This window comes from Paenibacillus dakarensis, from assembly GCF_001373415.1.
In the GTDB taxonomy this organism is placed as follows: Bacteria; Bacillota; Bacilli; order Paenibacillales; family Paenibacillaceae; genus Paenibacillus_AQ; species Paenibacillus_AQ dakarensis.
Genome location: NZ_CDSE01000017.1, coordinates 24,387 through 46,202 on the forward strand (window position 1 = coordinate 24,387; position 21,816 = coordinate 46,202).

At 43.2% G+C, this 21,816-nt stretch carries 18 protein-coding genes; 7 read left to right on the forward strand and 11 right to left on the reverse strand.

Annotated features, from left to right (window positions below):
• Positions 1-97 precede the first annotated feature (97 nt).
• The 6 genes from BN1234_RS04730 to BN1234_RS04755 all read right to left on the reverse strand — a co-directional run bounded on the left by BN1234_RS04730 (position 98) and on the right by BN1234_RS04755 (position 7,818).
• A complete protein-coding gene (locus BN1234_RS04730; protein WP_054955508.1) occupies positions 98-1,549 on the reverse strand; it encodes a carbon starvation CstA family protein in 1,452 nt (483 codons plus the stop codon).
• A 141-nt stretch (positions 1,550-1,690) separates the two neighbouring features.
• Positions 1,691-2,437, reverse strand: a complete 747-nt coding sequence (locus BN1234_RS04735) for a LytR/AlgR family response regulator transcription factor (protein ID WP_054955509.1) — start codon at positions 2,435-2,437, stop codon at positions 1,691-1,693.
• A 21-nt stretch (positions 2,438-2,458) separates the two neighbouring features.
• Positions 2,459-4,204: a LytS/YhcK type 5TM receptor domain-containing protein gene (locus BN1234_RS04740; RefSeq protein ID WP_054955510.1), complete on the reverse strand. Its 1,746-nt coding sequence runs from the start codon at positions 4,202-4,204 to the stop codon at positions 2,459-2,461.
• A gap of 149 nt (positions 4,205-4,353) precedes the next feature.
• Positions 4,354-5,841, reverse strand: coding sequence for an ABC transporter substrate-binding protein (locus BN1234_RS04745; protein WP_054955511.1), 1,488 nt, complete (start codon positions 5,839-5,841; stop codon positions 4,354-4,356).
• Positions 5,842-5,898: 57 nt separating this feature from the next.
• The gene (locus BN1234_RS04750) at positions 5,899-6,831 is read right to left on the reverse strand and encodes a carbohydrate ABC transporter permease (protein ID WP_054955541.1); all 933 of its coding nucleotides are present in this window, start codon (positions 6,829-6,831) and stop codon (positions 5,899-5,901) included.
• A 48-nt stretch (positions 6,832-6,879) separates the two neighbouring features.
• Positions 6,880-7,818: an ABC transporter permease gene (locus BN1234_RS04755; RefSeq protein WP_054955512.1), complete on the reverse strand. Its 939-nt coding sequence runs from the start codon at positions 7,816-7,818 to the stop codon at positions 6,880-6,882.
• A 229-nt stretch (positions 7,819-8,047) separates the two neighbouring features.
• Here BN1234_RS04755 and BN1234_RS04760 point away from each other — a divergent pair, with 229 nt between their 5' ends.
• From BN1234_RS04760 to BN1234_RS04790, 7 genes are all read left to right on the forward strand, one after another.
• Positions 8,048-9,823, forward strand: a complete 1,776-nt coding sequence (locus BN1234_RS04760) for a sensor histidine kinase (RefSeq protein ID WP_054955513.1) — start codon at positions 8,048-8,050, stop codon at positions 9,821-9,823.
• Positions 9,816-11,399 (forward strand): response regulator transcription factor, encoded by a 1,584-nt coding sequence (locus tag BN1234_RS04765; protein WP_054955514.1) that lies wholly within the window; start codon positions 9,816-9,818, stop codon positions 11,397-11,399. Before BN1234_RS04760 ends, BN1234_RS04765 begins: the two co-directional genes overlap by 8 nt.
• 101 nt (positions 11,400-11,500) lie before the next feature.
• On the forward strand, positions 11,501-11,707 hold the full coding sequence (locus BN1234_RS04770) for a hypothetical protein (RefSeq protein WP_054955515.1): 207 nt from the start codon (positions 11,501-11,503) through the stop codon (positions 11,705-11,707).
• A gap of 209 nt (positions 11,708-11,916) precedes the next feature.
• The gene (locus BN1234_RS04775; protein ID WP_054955516.1) at positions 11,917-12,252 is read left to right on the forward strand and encodes a hypothetical protein; all 336 of its coding nucleotides are present in this window, start codon (positions 11,917-11,919) and stop codon (positions 12,250-12,252) included.
• 141 nt (positions 12,253-12,393) lie between these two features.
• Positions 12,394-12,888, forward strand: a complete 495-nt coding sequence (locus tag BN1234_RS04780; protein ID WP_054955517.1) for a cation:proton antiporter regulatory subunit — start codon at positions 12,394-12,396, stop codon at positions 12,886-12,888.
• A 4-nt stretch (positions 12,889-12,892) separates the two neighbouring features.
• Positions 12,893-14,143 (forward strand): cation:proton antiporter, encoded by a 1,251-nt coding sequence (locus BN1234_RS04785; RefSeq protein ID WP_054955518.1) that lies wholly within the window; start codon positions 12,893-12,895, stop codon positions 14,141-14,143.
• Between the two features lie 82 nt (positions 14,144-14,225).
• A complete protein-coding gene (locus tag BN1234_RS04790) occupies positions 14,226-15,026 on the forward strand; it encodes a YitT family protein (protein ID WP_281177637.1) in 801 nt (266 codons plus the stop codon).
• An 86-nt stretch (positions 15,027-15,112) separates the two neighbouring features.
• Here the strand turns inward: BN1234_RS04790 and BN1234_RS04795 are convergent, their stop codons facing one another.
• The 5 genes from BN1234_RS04795 to BN1234_RS04815 all read right to left on the reverse strand — a co-directional run bounded on the left by BN1234_RS04795 (position 15,113) and on the right by BN1234_RS04815 (position 21,806).
• The gene (locus BN1234_RS04795) at positions 15,113-15,982 is read right to left on the reverse strand and encodes a glycerophosphodiester phosphodiesterase (protein WP_054955520.1); all 870 of its coding nucleotides are present in this window, start codon (positions 15,980-15,982) and stop codon (positions 15,113-15,115) included.
• Positions 15,983-16,245: 263 nt separating this feature from the next.
• Positions 16,246-16,887, reverse strand: a complete 642-nt coding sequence (locus tag BN1234_RS04800; protein ID WP_054955521.1) for a 50S ribosomal protein L25 — start codon at positions 16,885-16,887, stop codon at positions 16,246-16,248.
• A gap of 182 nt (positions 16,888-17,069) precedes the next feature.
• Positions 17,070-19,322, reverse strand: coding sequence for a type I pullulanase (gene pulA / locus BN1234_RS04805; RefSeq protein WP_306455048.1), 2,253 nt, complete (start codon positions 19,320-19,322; stop codon positions 17,070-17,072).
• A 500-nt stretch (positions 19,323-19,822) separates the two neighbouring features.
• Positions 19,823-21,538 (reverse strand): phosphoenolpyruvate--protein phosphotransferase, encoded by a 1,716-nt coding sequence (gene ptsP, locus BN1234_RS04810; protein ID WP_054955523.1) that lies wholly within the window; start codon positions 21,536-21,538, stop codon positions 19,823-19,825.
• Positions 21,531-21,806, reverse strand: coding sequence for an HPr family phosphocarrier protein (locus tag BN1234_RS04815; protein WP_054955524.1), 276 nt, complete (start codon positions 21,804-21,806; stop codon positions 21,531-21,533). Before BN1234_RS04815 ends, ptsP begins: the two co-directional genes overlap by 8 nt.
• Positions 21,807-21,816: the final 10 nt, after the last annotated feature.

The window sequence follows — 21,816 nt, forward strand, 5'->3', positions numbered from 1 at the left end:
CTGTTCAATTTTCTCTCAGGTTCCTCTTTTGATTTATGAGGGAAGACGCAACAAAAAGAACCCCCTTCAATTGAAGGGGATTCGGTCTGTAAGTCCTTTATGCAGCTTTTTGGTAGTCCGATATATCAACATCCAGCGGTAAGTCTACAGCTCTCGCTTTCTTCGCTGCTGAGAAGAAGACCTGAACCAATACAGCGCTTATCACGGCACCAACAATGTATGATATATTTATTGGCAGTCTGAATCCAATCTCTGCGTTTAAAATATAAACCGTGGTTGTATATAGGATAAATGCACCTGGAATCAGGGCAACCCAGTAATTTTTACGTCCGATATAGAGATACATCGCACTTACAAACAGGGCAATTGCAGCGGTTACCTGATTCGCCCAGGAGAAGTATCTCCACAGAATATTAAAATCAATTTGGGTAAGAGCAATGGATACCACAAACAGCGGGATTGCAATAGCTAGGCGCTTCTTCATGCTTAATTGTGACAGATTGATATAATCCGCAATGATCATCCGTGCACTACGGAACGCGGTATCTCCTGATGTAATAGGAAGCACGATTACCCCAAGTACTGCAATTGTACCGAATACAGCACCCAGCGTTGCTACAGCAACTTCACTTACAACCAGCCCTGTTCCGCCAGAACTCAGAAGTTCATTCAGTCCGATGGGACCATCAAACAAGCTCATTGCAGCAGCTGCCCAAATCATCGCAATAAGCCCTTCAGCAATCATCATGCCGTAAAAGATTTTACGTCCCTGTCTCTCATGCTGTGTTGTCCGGGATATAATCGGTGTCTGGGTTGCATGGAACCCGGACAAAGCCCCGCAAGTAATCGTCAGAAACAGCATAGGGAAGATAGGCATATTGTCCGGATGCATATTTGCAAATGATAACTCTGGTATTGGAGCCTGCTGAATAATCAGCATAACACCTACTCCGACAGATGCGACGAGCAGCATGGCTCCAAAGATCGGATAAAAACGACCAATAATCTTATCTATAGGCAGCAGCGTAGCCAGAATATAATAACCAAATATCGCTATTGTTATGACTGTAAGGCTAACACGGCCGTCCATTAAATTATGAAGCAAGCTTGCTGGAGAAGTAACGAATACGGTTCCCACCAGAACCAGCAGTAAAATCGCGAATGCGTTTACCACATGTTTCATCACTTTCCCGAGGAATTTACCCGCAAGTTCAGGCAGATGTGCACCGCGGTTACGAATGGAGATCATGCCTGTTAAATAATCATGAACCGCTCCTGCAAAAATACTGCCAAGAACGATCCACAGGAAAGCGACCGGTCCATAGAGCGCACCCATAATAGGTCCGAAAATCGGGCCTACGCCTGCAATATTGAGCAGTTGAATAAGCGAGTTCTTATTTGTGCTCATCGGCAGATAATCCACACCATCTTGGTTGACATATGCCGGTGTTGCCCGGTTATCCTTCACCCCGAACATCTTCTCAATATATTTGCCATACGTAAGGTAGCCAATCACTAATAAAATAATCGAAATTATAAAAGTATACATATGAATCAACCCCCTCCATGGAATCGCTTACATTGAGTATAGAAGATTTCCATGAACGCAGGTCTTTTTTTAATTATCATGTCAGATATCCGGTTTAAGACGGCGAATTTTCATGCTGACATGCATGTATCTAACGATTAACTACAGTTCGAGCTCTCTGCGAAACGCTTTTGCATAATTCCGGCTAACCGGAAGCATTTCACTGCAACCTGTCATTTCCAGCTGATAGGCACCGTTGAACCAAGGTACAAGTCTCTTTACATAATTCAGATGAACAATATAGCTTTTATGGATCCGAAAGAACGGATACGGAGACAAACGATATTCTATTTCTTTAAGCGGTGTCTTCACTTCATATTCACGTGACTGCCGGGTCACAATTTTGGACAAGGCACCTTCACGGGAAATATATATAATATCATCAGGGTTCAAAAATATTACAGCTCCGTCCGTTTCAATTGAGAGCTTTCCAGGCCGTTTGGACGCTTGTTCTTGGTTTGATGCCTGAAATGGTTCTGGAAATGCCTTCTCCAGACGTCTGACTGTTTCAGCCACTTGCTCCTCGTCAAACGGCTTTAATAAATAATCTACCGCTTCAACCCGAAATGCATCAGCTCCGAATTGGGGATATGCGGTGGCAAATACAATTTTGGGGACGGATTTCAACTCCAGCAAGGAACGTGCTGTTTCCAGTCCATTCATAAAAGGCATCTCTATGTCCAGAAAAACAACATCAGGCTGCAGCTGAATAGCTTGGAGCAGCCCTTCCTTGCCGGATTCTGCCTCACCAACAACTTCAATTGAAGGTTGCTGTCTCAGAAGATAAACCAATTCTTCCCGACTGTATCTTTCATCGTCTACGACTAGGATTCGAATTGGTCTGTGCATGTTCAATCCCCGCTTTCTGTGTCAGTATGAAATATCTGCTCTGGGTGGAACACAAAATGATATTTTCGTGCCGCGATCTATCTCACTTTGAATCTGTAATGCTGCGCTCTCCCCATACATCAAAGTAAGGCGCCTATTCACATTGTATACAGCAAGTCCCGTACCCGAAGGAGATTCGAGTATTTGATGCCCGAGAAGCTGGAGCCGATCCGGAGAAATCCCCATACCGTTATCCGTTATCGTAATCATCACACCGGATTCAGCGGCTTGTCTTATTTGAATATAAATATCACAGTTATCGGTCTTGTCTTTAAAAGCGTGCCGGATGCAATTCTCTACAAGGGGTTGAAGCGTCAGCGGAGGGATCTGGCATCCAAGCGCTGCTTCCTCCACTTCATAGGACACCCGCAGTTTATTCTCAAATCGGATTTCCTCAATACCCAAATAGGACCTTACATGCTTTAGCTCCTCCTTTAACGTCGTTCTCTCTGACGCAGCAGCCGTAAGATTAAGCCTGATAAAGTCTGATAAACTTCGCAGCAGCGTTCTTGCTTTATCCGGGTCTATCCGGATTAGGGAAAGGATTGTGTTCAAGGAATTAAATAAAAAATGCGGCTGAATTTGTGACTGTAATGTTTTAATCTCAGCTTCGCGGGCCAGTTCTTTTGCTTCCTCAAGCTGAGCTGCCTCCAGCTGATAGCTAAGCAGCGTTGTGAGACCTGTCATCAGCTCCACAGTAACATAGTTAATTTCCTTCAAGCTGCGAAAGTAAAACTTCAGTGTTCCAACTGTCTGATTCCCCTGTTTAAGCGGACCGATAATCGCGGCCCCAAGTGGGCAGTCAGGTATCTGGCAGTGAATCTCGTCCCGGTTCACGATGAGCATCTCGCCCGTTTCGATCACTCTTCTCGCAACCTCGGTCTGCAGCGGAAGGCTGGCGACGTGATGATCCTCCCCTTCACCGATATAGGCCAGGATTGTTTTATCATCCGTAATCGAGATCGCACTTGCCTTGACTTCCTCGTAAAGGATTTGACACACAGCCTCGGCAGATTGAGGATTCATACCCTGCCGCATAAATTCAAGTGTCTTTCTGGCAATGCGAAGAGATTTTTGGGATTGCATGGCAGCAACCTTCTCTTCCTCATTCAAAACCGATTTTATGATCAATAGAAAAAGAGCGCAGCCTATCCCGTTTGCTACAATCATCGGTATACCGATATAAGAAACCAGATGCAATGCCTGGTCAAACGGACGCGATACCAATAAGATGATCAGCATCTGAAGGGCTTCTGCCAAAGCCCCCATAATCAAAGCAGACATCAGGCTGACCTGACTATTTTTTTTATGAAGAATACTTGCTGTAAGACCCGCAATAACCGTAGCCATTCCGCATGCCAGTCCCGTAAAACCGCCAAGCGTAAACCGGTGGATTCCGGCAATCAATCCTGCGCCAAGTCCAAGCCTCCATCCACCTAACAATCCGGCCATTACTACACCTACAACTCTGGAGTTCGCAATGGCCTCATCCGCAGTCACCTGGAACATCCATTTATCAACACTGAGAGACTCTGTATTTATGGTGATTCCGGTGTAAGTCCCGATAATACCCAGCAAACCGAATAATAATATGGCTTGAATGTTTTGAACTGCATTCAGCTCATTTTGATTAAGCATCGTTCTGAAAAATTGAAATCGGGTTACCACAAAGGAAATCGTCACGATAATTCCGATTCGTTCGATCATGGTGATCAATAGTTCAAACATGGATATCCCCCCCATAAGCTGAACTTTAAAGCAGAGGACTTTTGCAGGATAAGCATACCTTATCCTGCTTAAATCTTATCATTTTTTAAGTTACTAACAAAATAACCTCCCTCATCGGATTCCGAAGAGAGAGGTTATTCCATTCATAACTATTTATTCGCAGCGCGCCATTCATCCAGCTGTTTTTGTGCTTCTTCCATAATTTTATCAAGTCCTTGAGCTTTCAATTTCTCAATAGCCTTCGGCAGAATCTTATCCGGATCAACAGAGCCTGTATTAAGTGATGGGCCAAACTCATCCACTGCGTTCTTCACATTAGCGATCTCTGTCATCACGTTCGTAGGATCAAACTGGAATCCAAGCAGAGGTGCGTTTTTTGCAGAATCATTAAACTTTTGATACTGCTCCCACTTATCCGCCGGATCGTCCTTCAATTTATCAAGCAAGAACATATTTCCAAGTGTAAAGGCCGCCATACCATATCCAGAGTCTTGAATCGGCTCGTAAGTATCATCAGACAGCTTCTTATAATGAACTCCCTCAATTCCGTTATTGACCAAGTTACGAAGATATTTGTCCGTGTTCAGAAGATTTAAAAACTCCATTGCCTGCTGAGGATGTTTCGTTTTCGCCGATATGGCCTGCATCGAACCTGTTACGGACCAGTTAAATACCATTGGCTCATGAATCGGAGTGGAGACAACCGGATATTGCAAATTATCACTCCAGAGATTATCCGCAAAAGGTACAGTGTGCTGTTTATCTACAAGCCATTTTCCTGTCTTCTCATGCTCGTTGCCTTGCTTCGTTGCTACGTCGGGAGGCAAATATCCTGCCTGGTAATATTTGTGCATCGTTTGAAACACCTGCTTCGCTTCTGGTGTGTCCCATACGCTGACCATTTTGAAATCCGTTGTATCAAGCGGTACGCCAATAGGTATTCCTTCCAGAGCGAAGTCAAACGGAAGGAACGGACCGATATTGGTTGCAATAGGATATATATCCGGTTCGCCTTCCTTTACTGTTTTCAGAAACGGTTCCAAGCTTTCAAGCGTTGTCGCTTGCTTATAATCCAGATTGTACTTATCAAGCAGTTCCTTATTAAAACGCCACACGGCTTGTGCAGGCAGCTCTTTATTCGTTGGGATCGCATAGTTATGACCATCTATTTTAGAGCCTTCGAGGAATGCCGGGTTCAGTGCCTCTTTAATTCCTTGGCCGTATTTGTCTAACAGATCATCCAGCTCCAGGAAATAGCCTTTTCTTGCGCCTTCCACATAGTTGAATGCCCATGAGGAGGTAAAAGCGATGTCAAATGGCTCGCCTGAGGCAGCGATAACCTGCATTTTTTGAGCATAATCGCCCCAATCAATCAGCTTCAACTCAATCGTTGCATTAATTTTCTCCTGAACATATTTATTAACCTCTGCCATAACTTTATCCTGATCCTTCTGCGGACCGCCAATGGTATACCAGATCAGCTTAACAGGTTTTTCTTTGTTCCCTTGCTCTCCTGTCCCCGCTTCATTCTTGGATGCGGTTCCGGAATTGTTGTCCTTTCCCCCTGAACAGCCGCTCAGAGCCATAACAGACACTAGCAGAAAGGATAGTACGAGAAGCAAACTTTTGTTTTTCATTGTCTTTCTTCCTCCCCTTTTAGTCATCATTGTGAAGATTGCAAGTAAATGTATATGTTATTCCTTTACTGCCCCGATGGTAAGACCTTGTACGAAATAACGTTGAAAGAATGGATATGCGAATATGATAGGAACCGTCGCCAGAACAACCATCGCCATCCGGGTTGTCTCAGCCGGCAAGGATCTTGCAATCATAGACCGATCTGAACCACTGACACTGGTAGAGTTTTGCAGAATGAATTGAATGTTTGTCTCTACCTTCATTAGCAGGGATTGCAGCGGCAGCAATCTAGCATCATCAATATAGAGCAGAGCATTGAACCAATCATTCCAGTAGCCCAAAGCACTGAACAAACCAATGGTCGCAAGACCCGGGAGCGAGATCGGGAGCACCAGATTAAAGAAGACACGAAATTCGCTGGCTCCGTCAATCTTTCCTGATTCAACAATCGCATCAGGGACCATTGTCTTGAAAAATGTTCGCATAATTAAAATCGAGAAAGCGCCTACACTCATCGGTAAGATCAATGCCCAAACCGTATCCTTCAGATGCAGCACCTGAGATACAACAATGTATGACGGAACCAGACCGCCTCCAAACAACATGGTGAAAAAGGCGAGAAAAGAGAATATCCCTTTATAAGCGAAGTAGTTCCGTGAAAGGGCATAGGCGTAAAGCGAGACGATGGAAATCGACAGCAACGTGCCTACAAGCGTAATAAAAATGGTAACACCGTACGAACGAAGGAGCTGGTCACCTGTTTTGAAAATATACGTGTACGCATCCACCGACCATTTTTCCGGAAATATACTATATCCGTTCGTCGCCAGCACGGTCTCGTCTGTGAATGAAATAACGACAACGAAGAGAAACGGATAGACGCAGGCGAATGAAAATAAGCCAATAAGCAAGTGGGTAACCGCGTTCCAAAATGGAGACAGATGATAAACATCTCTCTGTTTCTTTCGCTTTCGTTTTGGTCCATGCACCTTTTGCTCAGTCACAACCTCTGTATTCAAGAGCGCTCCTCCTGTCAGCTAGAATAATGCTTGCTCTTTGTTTATTTTTCGAACGATAAAATTCGTTACCATAACAAGTACAAAGCCTACAACAGCTTGGTATAAACCAGCGGCTGTGCTCATTCCGATGTTTCCGGTTACCTTCAGTCCCCGGTAAACAAAAGTATCGATAACATTCGTAACCGGATAAAGCGCTCCGGTATCACGCGGAACTTGATAAAACAGACCGAAGTCAGCTCTGAAAATCCCGCCAACGGCAAGGATGAACATAATGATGATGATCGGCTTGATCAACGGTATTGTAATTTTTCGAATCTGCTGCCCTTTGCTCGCACCGTCAATCATAGCCGCTTCAAAATAGGTCTTGTCTATCCCAACAATGGCAGCCAAATAAACAACACTGCCGTATCCAACACCTTTCCACAAGTTAACCAGGATAAGAATATACGGCCAGTTACTTACCTCCGAATACCAAAATACCGGGTCCATTCCCAGGAACGTTAGCAGCTGGTTTAATACCCCTTTATCTACACTCAGGAAACTGAAGACAAAATAACTGACGATGACCCAAGATAAGAAGTGTGGCAGGAACATCCCGGTCTGATAAAGCTTTGCCAGCTTCTTGTTGGCTATTTCACTAATAGCTATGGCAACTATTACAGAAAGGGTTGTGCCCAAGATGATAAATGCAGTATTGTATAACAGTGTGTTTCGAACGATAATAAAAGAATCTTCTGTCTTAAACAGATACTCAAAATTTTTAAATCCGACCCACTCGCTGTGCAGTATGCTTGCCAGAAAGCCATCTGTGCTGAACATGTAATTTTGAAAGGCAATGATGGCTCCTGGCATTGGCAAGTAACAGAAGAGAATAAACCATACCGTTCCCGGCAGCACCATAAGCAATAAAGCTTTATTACGGGCAAATGTCCTGATCTGGCGTTTTAGCCCTTTCATGTTATCCCCCCCTGATGTTCATTTCTTGTTACAGCAATAATGTACCTGATTGTAAGCGTTTTCTAAAGTGAAAAAATCAAACACCTGATGTACAAATCAAAAAAACAAGCAATTATGCTCTCACCGTTTCAAAAAGAATATGTTAGTCTGACATTGGCGAATAAGTATGCATCTGTGTTTTATTGAAAGCGTATTCAATAAAATAAGACATCCAAAAGGGGCCTCTGTCATGAAACAAGCTATCCATTTCTACAGGAAACATATTCATCAAAAATTGTTTAACAAAATATTGGTGGCATACTCCATCATCACCATATTCTCTTTGGCAGCTCTCTCCGCTTTTGTTTACACTTATCTAGTTAACAGCCAAGTAAAAAAAGATCTGAATGTTAACACTCAAGCTGTATCTAACATCAATAACTATCTCGATATGAGACATGCCATCTCACAGCAAATTTTCCAGCAGATCTACCATGATGGCTCATCTACGCTTATGGACGATGTTACTTCCTTTCTGAATAACGATTTCTCTGATTATTTGGACGATAGATTAATGCAGTACAGCAGCACCGGCATCCGGAGAAGAGAAATTGTTGCTTATTTACGTCTGCAATTGGTCAACTATCCGGATATCAGGGCTATTGCCCTTTACAGTCCTAAGAAACAAGTTCTATTCACTCAGACGAAAGATGCTCAGTATTATGAAAATGTCTCCGGTAACCTGGAATCAATTCTTGATGAGCACATGGTAACAGATCGAAGTTTTGTCACAATCAGCAATCTTACGTCCCTGACGACACTTGAAAGCATCGGTAACCTGATCATTGATTATAAATCAGAAGGAATTAAAAAGGCTTATCAGAACAATGGAGATGAAATGAAAGGTTATGTTCTCGTGCTCGCACCGAACGGTAATGTCATTTTCGACTCATCCAATCGTTATTACGGACAGCAATATCCGTACCATTCGAAGATCAATGCTTCTTTTTCGACCCAAGAACTTGAACAATCATCCTACGTCACGCTTCAAACCACCAACCGGTTCGGATATTGGGTTGTAGGTGTAGTCCCCAAGTCGGAAATTACGAATAGTTTGATTGGTCTGAGAAATACATTGCTGCTTGGAACTGGTGTCTGTATACTGGCTGCAATGCTGCTAACCTACTTCACCATTATTAACTTTTCCCGGCGTACGAAAGTAATCGTTCGAGCGATAGAGAAGCTTAAAAAAGGTGATTTATCCGTACGCATACCACGCGAGAAGGAAGATGAGTTATTCCAAATTGCAGACCGGTTCAATGAAATGTGCGAAGATCTGTCAAAGTACATTGACCGTGTGTACATATCCGAAATCCGTCAAAAGAAAGCGGAGCTTGCAGCCTTCCAATCACAGATTAATCCGCATTTCTTGTATAACACGCTTGAGGCTATACGCATGAGAGCTCATCATAAAAAAGCAGACGATGTCGGCGAAATGATCTATCTTCTATCCAGCATATTTCGGTATTCGGTCAAAACAGATACGATTGTGACGTTAGCTAATGAGATCGAATATTGCACGTTATATCTTGATCTATTCCGCATTCGGTACATGAACAATTTTTCCTATGAAATAGATGTTGAGCCTGAACTCATGAACTACGAAGTCTTAAAACTATCCATTCAACCAATTATTGAAAATTACATCGTACACGGTTTACGAATGTCTCATTCAGATAACCGGATTCAAATTCAAGCTAAACAGTACGGCGGCGATTTATATATTACGGTGCGGGATAATGGCAGCGGTATATCTTCCGATAAGCTCGAGCTGATCAGAAGACGTTTAAACGGAGAGCATAACACCACAGCTAACTCCTCCATTGGATTATCCAACACCCATGAACGAATCAAAATTTGTTTTGGAAGTGAGTATGGACTTCATATTGATCATGAACGAACTCACGGTGCCATCATCACGATGAAAATTCCTGCACACCAAGGAGGGCAACTACATCATGCATAAAGTGTTTATTGTGGACGATGAGCCGTTTATATTGGAAGGTCTAACCTCCATTATAGATTGGGAAGAGCTGGGGATTCATCTTTACGGTAAAGCTTCCGGTGGTTCGGAAGCCTTTGAAATATTAGAAAATCAAGAAGTTGATATACTCATTACCGATATCATGATGCGGGATATGAACGGCTTGCAGTTAATCGAGCAGCTAAAACCAATCCATCCACAAATGAAATTTATCATCCTTAGCGGTTACAATGAGTTTGAATATGTGAAACAAGGCATGCGTCTCGGGATTGAAAATTATTTGTTGAAGCCTGTAAATATTAATGAGTTAAGGGAAACAGTTGAGAGTACTGTTCAGAAAATAGAATATGCAGATCGGCAAGCCTATATTGAACAGAACCAACTCGATATTTTGCGGGACAATATCTTCTTTCGCTGGGTTACAGGCAGATTTGAAAATGAAGAACTGAGAAATCGCTTGAATTTTTTGGGTATAAATACCAGTTTTCCTGTTTACGCCACTGCAGTCATCAAAACCGTTCACGATTCATCTATGCAAGCGAATAGCTCATTGAATTCCGAACAAGAGCTTAATCGTCAGGTATATCAGTTATGTAGAAATTTATCAGAGAAGACCGGGAACCCCCTCTGTTTTAGTGATCAGGATGGTGACATGGTCATTATTACTCCGGGAAATTCCCACGATATAGTCAAAGCGGAGGCTCTATCCACGCTGTCTTTAATTAAATATGAAGCAAAGTCCCTATGTCATGTAAAGGTTCTAGTCACACTTGGCAGTTTAGAGCCTGGTTTTCTAGGAGTATCCTCCAGCTATAAACATGCCAAGAGATTGCAAGAATTTTTTTTAATAAATGAAGAAAATGAAATTATATCCTATGATCAGATCAATGCTGCTGCACTCCAAAACGGGACGCCTTCAGTCGATTGGTTTGAATTTGAACATCTTCTGCTAAGCAAGAACAAGAAAAATATCCATACCTTTATTGATTCTATATTTACAGAGCTGCAATTCGCAGGATCAGCCACCCCCGCTCAGATTCACAACTGTGCAGTGGAGATGATCTTATGCACCAAACAAGTGGTGAAGGACAACAAGCTGAATCATGAACAGGCTACCAGTGAATACAAACAGCTTTTCACTACCATTTTCAAGGCTCATACCATTCAACAGCTCACAACACATGTAAAATTCATTGCTGATTCAGCCGTCGATTATTTGTGCACACAGGATGATGAATTCAGTCCGGTCGTGAAACAGGTACTTCATCTTATAAAGACTCAATATATGAATGAGTTATCACTAAAAACACTCAGTCCCTCCCTTAATATTCATCCGTTCTATCTCGGCCAACTCTTTCAGAAAGAAACCGGCATCAGCTTTTCTGATTACGTAAACTCTTTCCGGATCAAGAAAGCACAGAAGCTGTTGCTCTCAACTACATTAAAAACGAACGAGATTTCTAACCATGTAGGTTATCTTGAAGCCGGCTACTTTTATAAACAATTCAAAAAATATTCCGGCATATCTCCTACAGAATATCGGAATCGTAAGAAGTAACCTTCGGTTGTGCCAGTGATTCAATCGTTCATCAATCGTTTATCAGTTACATATAACGAACAGCTTTGTGCCAAAATATAACGGGAAAGGACTGAGCAAAAATGAATGATAAGAAGCCTGATTATGACGGACGTTTCCCTGGTGTTGAACCAATCCCTGAGCCAGACCACCCGGACCATGCTGCAACTGATATGCTGGATGAGGTCGTTACCGGCATTATGGAGAATAAGGATGATGAAGAACTGAGAAGACCGGCTGCCCCGTCTAAAAACAACAGCCCAACGGACCAGACGGATCGGTCACAGTAACATATCTGTCCCTGTGTAAAAGATAGGTCAGTTACTTTACAACTTGAATAGCAGGCCGCTAATGGTTATATAGTAGACTTAACCATTAGCGGCCTGCTGTCTTTTTATAAACCCTGAGGCTAATAAAAAAATTGATCTAATTTTGAGATTAATCGCTATTTATGTTATGATCAATTGAGAAAAGTTGGGTGTGAGGGGAGGTAGGACAAATGGAGCGAATTTACAAGGTTTTACGGAATATTACAATGTTTGTCATTATGTTCGTTATCTCACTTGCTTTATATTTACCTGTAGAGGATCAATACGGGAACGAGAACGTTTCAGGACGATCTGTACATGAACCACATAAGCATGTGAAAATACCTGTCGTCAAGAAGAATTTTCATTCCTTATCCAAGCTGGCGATCGTGATCGTACTATTCGGTTTAACAGGCCTTACTGTGCTTCGTATTCCTAAACCTCATCCTCCTTATCATCCAACCATTCTGTTAAGACTGCACCTATTATTCTTGTCCCCTATAAAATACACCTCCAAATTCTTGTGATTTCAATCCACCTCTGTGCATCATTCTCTACATCTTCTTTCTGTTACATTCATTCTGATTTAATAAAGCCAATTCTGCAGGCTTATTTAAGTGTGCCTTCTTTACAGATTACCAATATATAGCTATAGGAGGATTCAATCCATGTATGTACGTGAAAGTGACTTGCCAGGCATCGGCAAAAAATTCGTTGTAGAAACCCGCGGGGGAGATAAAGCGGTTGTCATAATTCATGATGATGGACGGCGTGAAATATACCATTTCCGTTACGATGAACCGGATGAGAGCATTTCCATGATCTCAATGGACGATGATGAAGCCCGTCAACTTGCTGCCATTGTTGGCGGTCTCACTTATAAACCTAAAGCACTGGAGACCATTGATATGGCTCTTGATGAACTCATTATTGAATGGTATCGAATCGAACCTGCATACTATGGCGTTGGCAAATCTATTGGTGAACTGGATGTGCGTCAAACCTCTGGTGCAACAATCATCGCAATCATAGGGAAAAATCAGGGGAAACAGATTAATCCCGGCCCAGAGGTTATCATCCATGCCGATTCGACGCTTGTCGTTGTAGGCGAACGCCAACAACAGCGGCTGTTTAAACAAATTTTACTGAACGGAAGTGGTTGAATAGATGAATCATCTTGTATTTGAAATTGGACTCGCAATATTCCTAATCGCCATTGCTGGCTTAATATCCTCAAAACTCCGATTCTCCGTCATTCCCTTTTATATATTGATTGGGATGGCGGTTGGACCGCATGCAATGCAGTGGTGGCACTTTGACTTCCGATTTATTGAAAGCGCCCCGCTGATCGAATTTATGGGACGCATTGGTGTGTTGTTCCTGCTGTTCTACCTTGGTCTGGAGTTTTCAGTTGGCCGTCTAATTAAATCAGGCCGTTCTATTGCCGTTGGCGGTACGATATATATTGCGATCAACTTTACACTTGGGCTCCTGATTGGAGTGATTTCGGGCTTTCCCCTTGCCGAAATACTCATTATTGCCGGTATTACTACAATCTCTTCCAGTGCTATTGTAGCCAAAGTGCTTGTTGATCTTAAACGAACTGCAAATTCGGAAACAGAAATGATCCTTGGCATTATTATGTTTGAAGATGTATTTCTGGCTGTTTATATTTCTATCCTCTCAGGCCTTGTATTAAGCAGCTCGTCCTCGATCGGAGGGGTACTGCTGTCAGCTTCCATTGCGCTTGGGTTTATGCTGCTCGTGCTTATTATCGGACGCAAAGCCGTTCCCCTGCTTAACCGCATGCTCAATATCCGTTCGAATGAGTTATTCGCTCTTGTTGTTTTCGCCTCCCTCTTCTTACTTGCAGGATTTTCTGAGACGATTCATGTAGCGGAGGCTATTGGAGCACTCCTTCTAGGATTGGTATTGGCAGAGACAGAGCATGCCAAACGCATCGAACATTTAATCCTGCCATTCCGTGATTTCTTTGGAGCAATCTTCTTCTTCAGCTTCGGCTTGACCATTAATCCGCTTGAGCTGGGAGGTGCCATATGGCTGTCCCTTGCGGCGGTGATCGTTACACTCATTGGTAACTTTACAGCAGGAATGCTCGCCGGACGAAGCGCAGGCTTATCTTCCAAAGCCTCTGCCAATATCGGACTGACCATCGTATCACGGGGAGAGTTCTCAATCATCCTTGCTAATCTAGGCAAAGCTGGGGGCTTAATGACCATCATTCAGCCATTTGCAGCGTTATATGTATTAATACTCGCTATTCTTGGTCCGCTTCTCACCAAGGAGTCCAAGCATGTCTACAAACTGATAAACAAATTTTTTAAATTTCAAGATTATCCGAACAAGAAGCATGAGTCCATCGTTCTTAAAGAGGATGGGAAAGGAAGTGTGAGCTAGCCTAATGCCTAATCAGCCGTTACGAGCTCACCACAGTACCCATGACGCTTCAATATTATTTTCACAGAGAAAACAGTTATTTATGGTTATCATAGGAGGCTTAATGGCTTCTTTCGGCCTGGATATGTTCCTCGTGCCTAATGGTTTCATCGCGGGGGGAATGACAGGAATATCCGCATTGGCTTCACAGCTAACCGGGCTTCATACGGGGATGTTCCTATTCATGCTTAATTTCCCTTGGGTCATCATGATGTTTCAACAATCAAACCGTAATATGGCAATCCGGGCTGCAGCTGGAATTACGGTATTCTCCTTCTGCTCCCTGCTGCTTCACCCTCTTCCTCCGCTTATTGAAGGAGGCGCTGCTGCAGCTGCTGTTGGCGGAATATTTCTCGGTTTTGGGTTGGGGGTTGGTATTAAATATGGTGCTGTATTGGATATTTTGATCCCAGCATCCAAAATCCCATCGCCTGTTATGGCGATCCTTAACAGATTGCCATTGTCCAATGCGGGAATTGTCGTCCATATTGTGGTCCTGTCTGCAGCCGGCTTACTTATTGGTTTGGAGCAGGCAATGTACTCTGCTGTTGCTTGCTTAATGGCTATCGAGACTGCAAGACTAACAACATCAAGCATTCCTTTGAAGCGCCAGGTTATTATTCAAAGCCATTATCCTCAGGAAATCAAGGATAGCATTCTACAGCTGCTTGGCAGGAATGATATATCTTCACATCCATCCGGAAAGGCGGACCGCCAGCCGGATAATCTGCAGGATCCGTTGTGTTATCATATTCACCTGATGGAAATATCCAGATTAAAGTCGCTTGTACGTAGAATAGACCCGAATGCTTCGATTTCTGTATCTCCTATCCGACATAAATGACAATTGAACAGACTGTCCAAGTCATCAAGACTTCGGGCAGTCTTTTTGAGATTGAGCCTGAATTACACTGCCTTCCTTCCTGTTGCTCAAAGCCGCTCATAAACATAAATCGGGACGATATCCGGGTAATCGGTAATGATGCCGTTAACCCCCGCATTAATATAGGAAGGGATATCGAGTAAGTTTTGTATATTCCACACAAACACCTTCATTCCGGTACGCTGAATTCTTGTGACAATTTCTTCAGTTACAAGAGAAGAGGACACCGTTAAATATTGGGCAAACGGAGCAAGCTCATTTAACTGCTCTTCTTTTATTTCAGCAGATCTGGATACTATAACTGCAATCGGTATTTCCGGTGAAATCTTATGGAATGTTTGAAGCGATTTGATGTTAAACGATTGAACTATTATAGTATCTTTCATTTCACGGGAAGATTGTTGATCATATTTCTGTATAAGTTCAGCTAGTTTTCGTTCTATACCTGAATTTGCTGCAGACGACTTCATCTCAATGAGGAGGGGAATCTTGCCGCCGAATCGCTGGAGCACATCTTCCAGTGTCGGTATCTTTTGTCCCCGGAATCTGGAGTTATACCAGGAACCTGCATCGAGCTTTCGCAGTTGGTTTAATGTCATCTTGTGTACGCCACCCTTACCGCTGCTTGTACGGTTCACCAACGAATCATGAATAACGACCAGTTGTCCATCCTTACTCAGTTGAACATCAAGCTCAATCATATCTGCACGTATATGATAAGCTTTTTCAAAGGCTGCCATTGTGTTCTCCGGGGCATATCCGGAAGCACCGCGGTGGGCAATACGCAGCAAGTCCCGATTCAAATCTGACACATCGTTATTTATTGTCCGTTCGTCCACCGAATGATATAAAATGCCTCCGATCAAACCGATCCCTAAAAATGCAGCAACCAACCCTTTTCGAAAGCCTAATCTCAATGTTAATCCTCCTTCCGTCAGCAGGAGCCTTCTTGCTCTGGCCATTTTTTTCAGCATTAGTTTTCCCGAAATTCTCTATTCATTACGCGAGCACATCATTTTTTCCATTCGATCCGAATCAGAATCAGACAATCCAAAGGAGCAAACGGCGATAGCCCAAAATAAAGACATGGCAGTACCGGGATAACTCCCTGACACCACCATGTCTTGTATTTTGTATGTTTTCTGTTCGGGTGAGCTGTCTTTTATCTAATCAAAGTTATTTATTGCTCGCTGCTCTCTGTATCCGTTACTTCTTCTACAGGCTCTTCATCAGCACTCTCACTTTCGCCTCCATCAGCTTCTACTGAGCGAGGAGCAATGACAGATGCAAGAACCTCTTCCTCTGATGCATGCAGTGTTATACCAGAAGGAATCTTAATATCAGCTACAGTGATCTTATCTCCTACATCCAGGTCAGAAACATCTACTTCAATGGAAGCAGGAAGATCGCCAGGCAATCCTTCAATTTCAAGTTCTGTTTCCTGGAGCTGCAGAACTCCTCCTGCTTTCGTTCCTTTAGCTGTTCCTTGAACCTCCAGAGGAATACGAACACGTACAGCTTTATTCATAGAGATATGAAGAAAATCAATATGTTCTACTTTTCCTGCCCGCTGCTGAATATCTTTGATCAGCACCGGAATCGAATCCGAGCCCTCAATATTCAGATTGAATACTTCAGAGCGACCCGTGTGAAACAGCTTAGCCGTTTCCTTTAGATTAACGGACACCGGAATACTTTCGGAGTCCGTTCCGTATACAACCGCTGGAACTCCCCCATTTTGGCGGATATTGCGGCGAGATGCACGTGTGAACTCATTACGAATTTCAGCATTTAGTTGAACGTTGTTTCCTTTTGACGTCATAATAAACATCCTCCTTCTACGAAACAAAGTCTATCTATCTTTTAACCTCATTCCTTGGTTGCTAATCAGTTAATTTTTATATTAAAGTTTAATCATCATCCAAAAGGGTAATAATAGATACCCCTCTCTAATCATATATAAATGGAGCCTGCTGAATTTAATCAGCAGGCTCCATTATTATTTTAACTTGCTCTATCCGCAGGTAAGCACCATTCATCGCTCCCGCTAATTATCTTTAACTTCACCTTCTGCTCACCTTTAGGGAGAACAATATACCGGTCTTGCTCCCATTCCCTGGCTTCCCACTCATTTAAACGAACAATACATCCAATTTGTTCTGTATTCGGTGCAATGTGAATAATGGCTGTAACTCTTCCATCATCATTTTGTGAAAAATCGATCCGTCCATCCTTAATACCTGTATTCCAGACCCATAAATTCCAACCGTCATATTCACCATCTTGACGCTCATACTCCAATTCAATCGTAACTAAATTTTTCTTCGGGCGCTGCCAGTCAGAACGGAGCACCATAATCGATAAGCCAGGGACTATGATATTAGAATCGTCCAATGTCTGAATGGTTTTCGTCCCGGCTCTTTGATCATCCACAATAATATTCCAACTGTATGGTGAAGGCGGGAGTGCCATCACTGTATCAAAATAGCCCCCATTAGCAATAACCACGATATCACTCCACTCATCCCCGTTCGCATGATCCTTTAGATGATAGGCCACCACATGGTTACCGCATTGAAGGATTTCCATATGCTCCTCAATCTGCTTCCTGCTGCTTAACCGGAAAGCAGGGTGGGAACGTCTTAATTCCAGCAGTCCTTTGTAGTACTGGTAAACGGGGAGAAACCTTTTTTTATTCCCCCAGTGAATCGCATTGACGGCATCACCGCTGCGATAGCTGTTGTGATCGCCATATTTACTTCTTAACAATTCATCACCTGCATGAAGAAGCGGAATCCCCTGTGATAGCAGGACTATACCATTGGCAAGAAGGCTCCTTCTGACCGGTTCAGCTTCGTTATCCATAAGAATGTGTCCTGCTTCGTTCTCCATACCAATAGCCCGAAGAACCTTATCCCATAAATTCAAATTATCATGTACCGTGACGTAATTAATTGTTTCTGAGGCATCGTCTGCAAAATCATGGATGGATCCCATCATTCCCTCAGCAACTGCTCCTTCACACCAGGGCTCGCCCGTAGCGAACCCCTTTCCGTAACCATCATTATCCCCTTTAATTGCATGACGAAAATGATCATTAAATACTGCAAAACCTTTGCTGCGCTGTGTTCCCTTAACTGTTTTATTAGGTAGCGGGCTCTCTCCTCCCGTCCATGGTTCCCCGTAAACCAAGATGGCTGGATCTATCTCACGCAGCTCTTCCACGATTTCATAAATCGTTGTCGTATCGATCAATGCCATAAGATCAAATCGAAAACCATCAATATGGTATTCTTCTGCCCAGTATCGAAGAGAGTCTTTAATAAATTTCCGAACCATCGGCTTTTCCGTTGCCAGCTCATTGCCTACTCCGGAACCGTTGGATAGCTCACCTTTGTCATTCTTTCGATAAAAATAACCCGGAACAATCGGCTCAAACGGACCTTCTTCCACCGAATAAGTGTGGTTATATACCACATCCATAACTACTCTAATTCCCTTTTTGTGAAGAGCCTGTATCATTTCTTTACATTCCCGGATTCGGACCTCCGGTTTCGTCGGGTCTGTAGCGTAAGAGCCTTCAGGTACGTTATAATTCTGCGGATCATATCCCCAATTGTATTCCTGATCTGCTTTCAGCTCATTGACCGTCTTGTAATCAAAAATAGGCAGCAAATGCACATGCGTTATACCAAGCTCGGCTAGATGATCGATGCCAAGGCTATTTCCGTCATCATCTTTAAGACCGTTTTCTGTAAACGCCTTATATTTTCCTTTGTGTTCCATCCCGGAATCCGAAGAAATAGAGAAGTCTCGTACATGCAGCTCATATAATACTGCATCGGTGGGCTGCATGAATGGCGGACGCGTATCCAGCTCCCAGCCGGTCGGATTACAGCTTTCCGGGTCAACAATAGCTCCCCGGCAGCCGTTGGCTGATACCGCTTTTGCATAAGGATCCACTGCATAACGATACTCACTATTCTCATGTTGAATTTTATACATATAATATTTACCGGCTGTATCCCCGGCTATAGTAACGGTCCATACTCCATCATCTCTGCGGGCCATCCCGATTTCCTGTCCATTCCTGTGGCTTGTGACAATCCCTGCCTCGTCATATTGCCCAGGATCGTCATACAATACCAGTTGCACAGAATTTGCTGTCGGAGCCCACAGACTAAACACGCTTTGATTCTTTGTATACGTCACTCCCAATTCTAAATCCGCCGCATTCTTGATCATGCCCATACTCATCAATATCACCGTCACTTTAAAAAGAATTATTCATAGTATTGGCGCCTGATTCATAAGACAGACCTATCGAACTGATAAACCGCCTGTAAATACAGCATATGCCCGGCCGCGCCAATCGGGTTGGGTGTAAGTCTACTAATATTATCGGAACGATCATCCAGTTGCATAATCACGAATTTTTCATTTTGTGGAATTATGACATAATTAAATTTTTGATACAATAATTTAAAGTAATTAACACAGGTACTTTAACCATTAGATACCAGACCAAAGCACTAGAAATAACTTTACCAAACAATTGATGAGATTTTGGATTTATCAGAATGCTCTAAGAATATGTTGTCATATTAACATATTATTAAAGAATAAAGCGCTACCAATTCCTAGGTTGATCGACATTATCCAATAAAAAAAGCATCCGTCCTCTAAAGGCGGATGCTAAAGAAAGTAACCTTTGATATAACAGCGAAACCTAAAATACGTTTGTAACCAACCTATTATTATTCACCAGTAGCTTGTTTTACCAGTTCTACAACTTCTTCTGCTGTACGCATTTCCAGCGCTTTTGCAGCAAGGTCCTGCATCTCTGCACGGGACAAGCGGGAAATCTGACTGCGGGCAGGAAGAATAGATGTAGCACTCATGCTGAATTCATCTAAACCAAGACCGAGCAGCAGCGGAATAGCCGTAGCATCCCCTGCCATCTCGCCACACATGCCAGCCCAGCGGCCATTATTGTGGGCTGCATCGATTACCATCTTCACCAGTCGAAGAATAGCCGGGTTATATGGCTGATACAGGTAAGATACCCGTTCATTCATACGGTCAGCAGCCATAGTGTACTGGATCAGATCGTTCGTTCCGATACTAAAGAAATCAACTTCCTTGGCGAATTGATCAGCCATAACAGCAGTTGATGGGATTTCCACCATAATACCAAGCTGAATATTCTCAGAAACAGCAGTTCCTTCAGCAATCAGCTTCGCCTTCTCTTCCTCCAAGAGTGCTTTAGCTTCCCGGAATTCACCCATTGTAGCAATCATCGGGAACATGATCCGAAGATTACCGTGAACACTTGCACGAAGCAGCGCCCGAAGCTGAGTTCTGAAAATATCCTGGCGCTCAAGGCACAAACGAACAGCACGGAATCCAAGGAACGGATTCATCTCTTTTGGAAGATCAAGATAAGGCAGCTCTTTGTCCCCGCCGATATCCAGCGTACGAACTACGACAGGCTTACCTTCCATTTTCTCAAGCACAGTCTTATAGGCATTATACTGAATCTCTTCAGATGGCAGTTTATCGCGTCCCATATACAAGAACTCGGTGCGGTATAGACCTACGGCTTCACCGCCATTGTCGATTACACCAGCTACATCATTAGGTGTACCGATATTTGCAGCAAGCTCAACGTGAACACCATCCTTCGATACGGTTGGTTCACTGCGCAGCTTTCTCCATTCCTCAACCTGTTTAGCATACGCTTCTTGCTTCTGACGATATTCTGCAACAACCTCTTCAGAAGGGTTGACCAATACATTACCTTCCAATCCATCGACAATAACAAGGTCTCCGGCCTTTACTACAGAAAGGACTTCTTTCGTTCCTACAACCGCAGGAATTTCAAGAGAACGAGCCATAATCGCGGAGTGAGAGGTACGTCCGCCAATATTCGTTGTAAAGCCTTTAACATATTTACGGTTTAGCTGAGCTGTATCTGAAGGGGTCAAATCCTCAGCAATCACGATAACTTCTTCGCTAATTTCAGATGGACTTACATATTTAAGTCCAAGCAGATGCTTCAGCACTCGCTTCGTAACATCACGCATATCCGCTGCACGTTCTTGAAGGTAGGCACTCTTCATCTTTTCGAACATCTCGATAAATTGTGTCGCTGTTTCATTCATAGCATGTGCAGCAGTAACGGATTCATCAGAGATTTTATCTCTAACCGGATTAATAAGTTCAGGGTCATCAAGGATCAGAAGGTGAGATTCAAAAATCTCAGCCTTCTTCTCACCCAACTCCTGACGTGTACGCTCTTTAATGGCTTCCAGCTCTGCTCTGGATTTCTCCAGAGCAGCATCCAGCTTGGAAATTTCACCATTGACGTCGTCTGTCTTCTGATGAGTCACCGTATAATCAGGGTGCTCTAAGGTAAATGCGCGGGCGATGGCAATACCCGCCGATGCCGCGATCCCCTTAATATTATTCATTGATTTCTCCCAGCCCTTCGTTAATCATAACTTCGGAAAGTGCAGCCAGCGCTTCACTTTCGCTTGCTCCTTCCGAAATGAGTGTAAGTGTATCTCCTTGCTCAAGTCCGAGAGACAGAACACCAAGGATGGATTTCAAAGTTACTTTTTTACCGTTTGCTTCAGCAAAAGATTCTGTATCTTTAAATTTATTTGCTGTGTTCACCAAAGCTGTTGCTGGACGTGCGTGGATTCCATCCTCGTCAATAATTCTGAATGTTTTTTGCATGTTTATCATC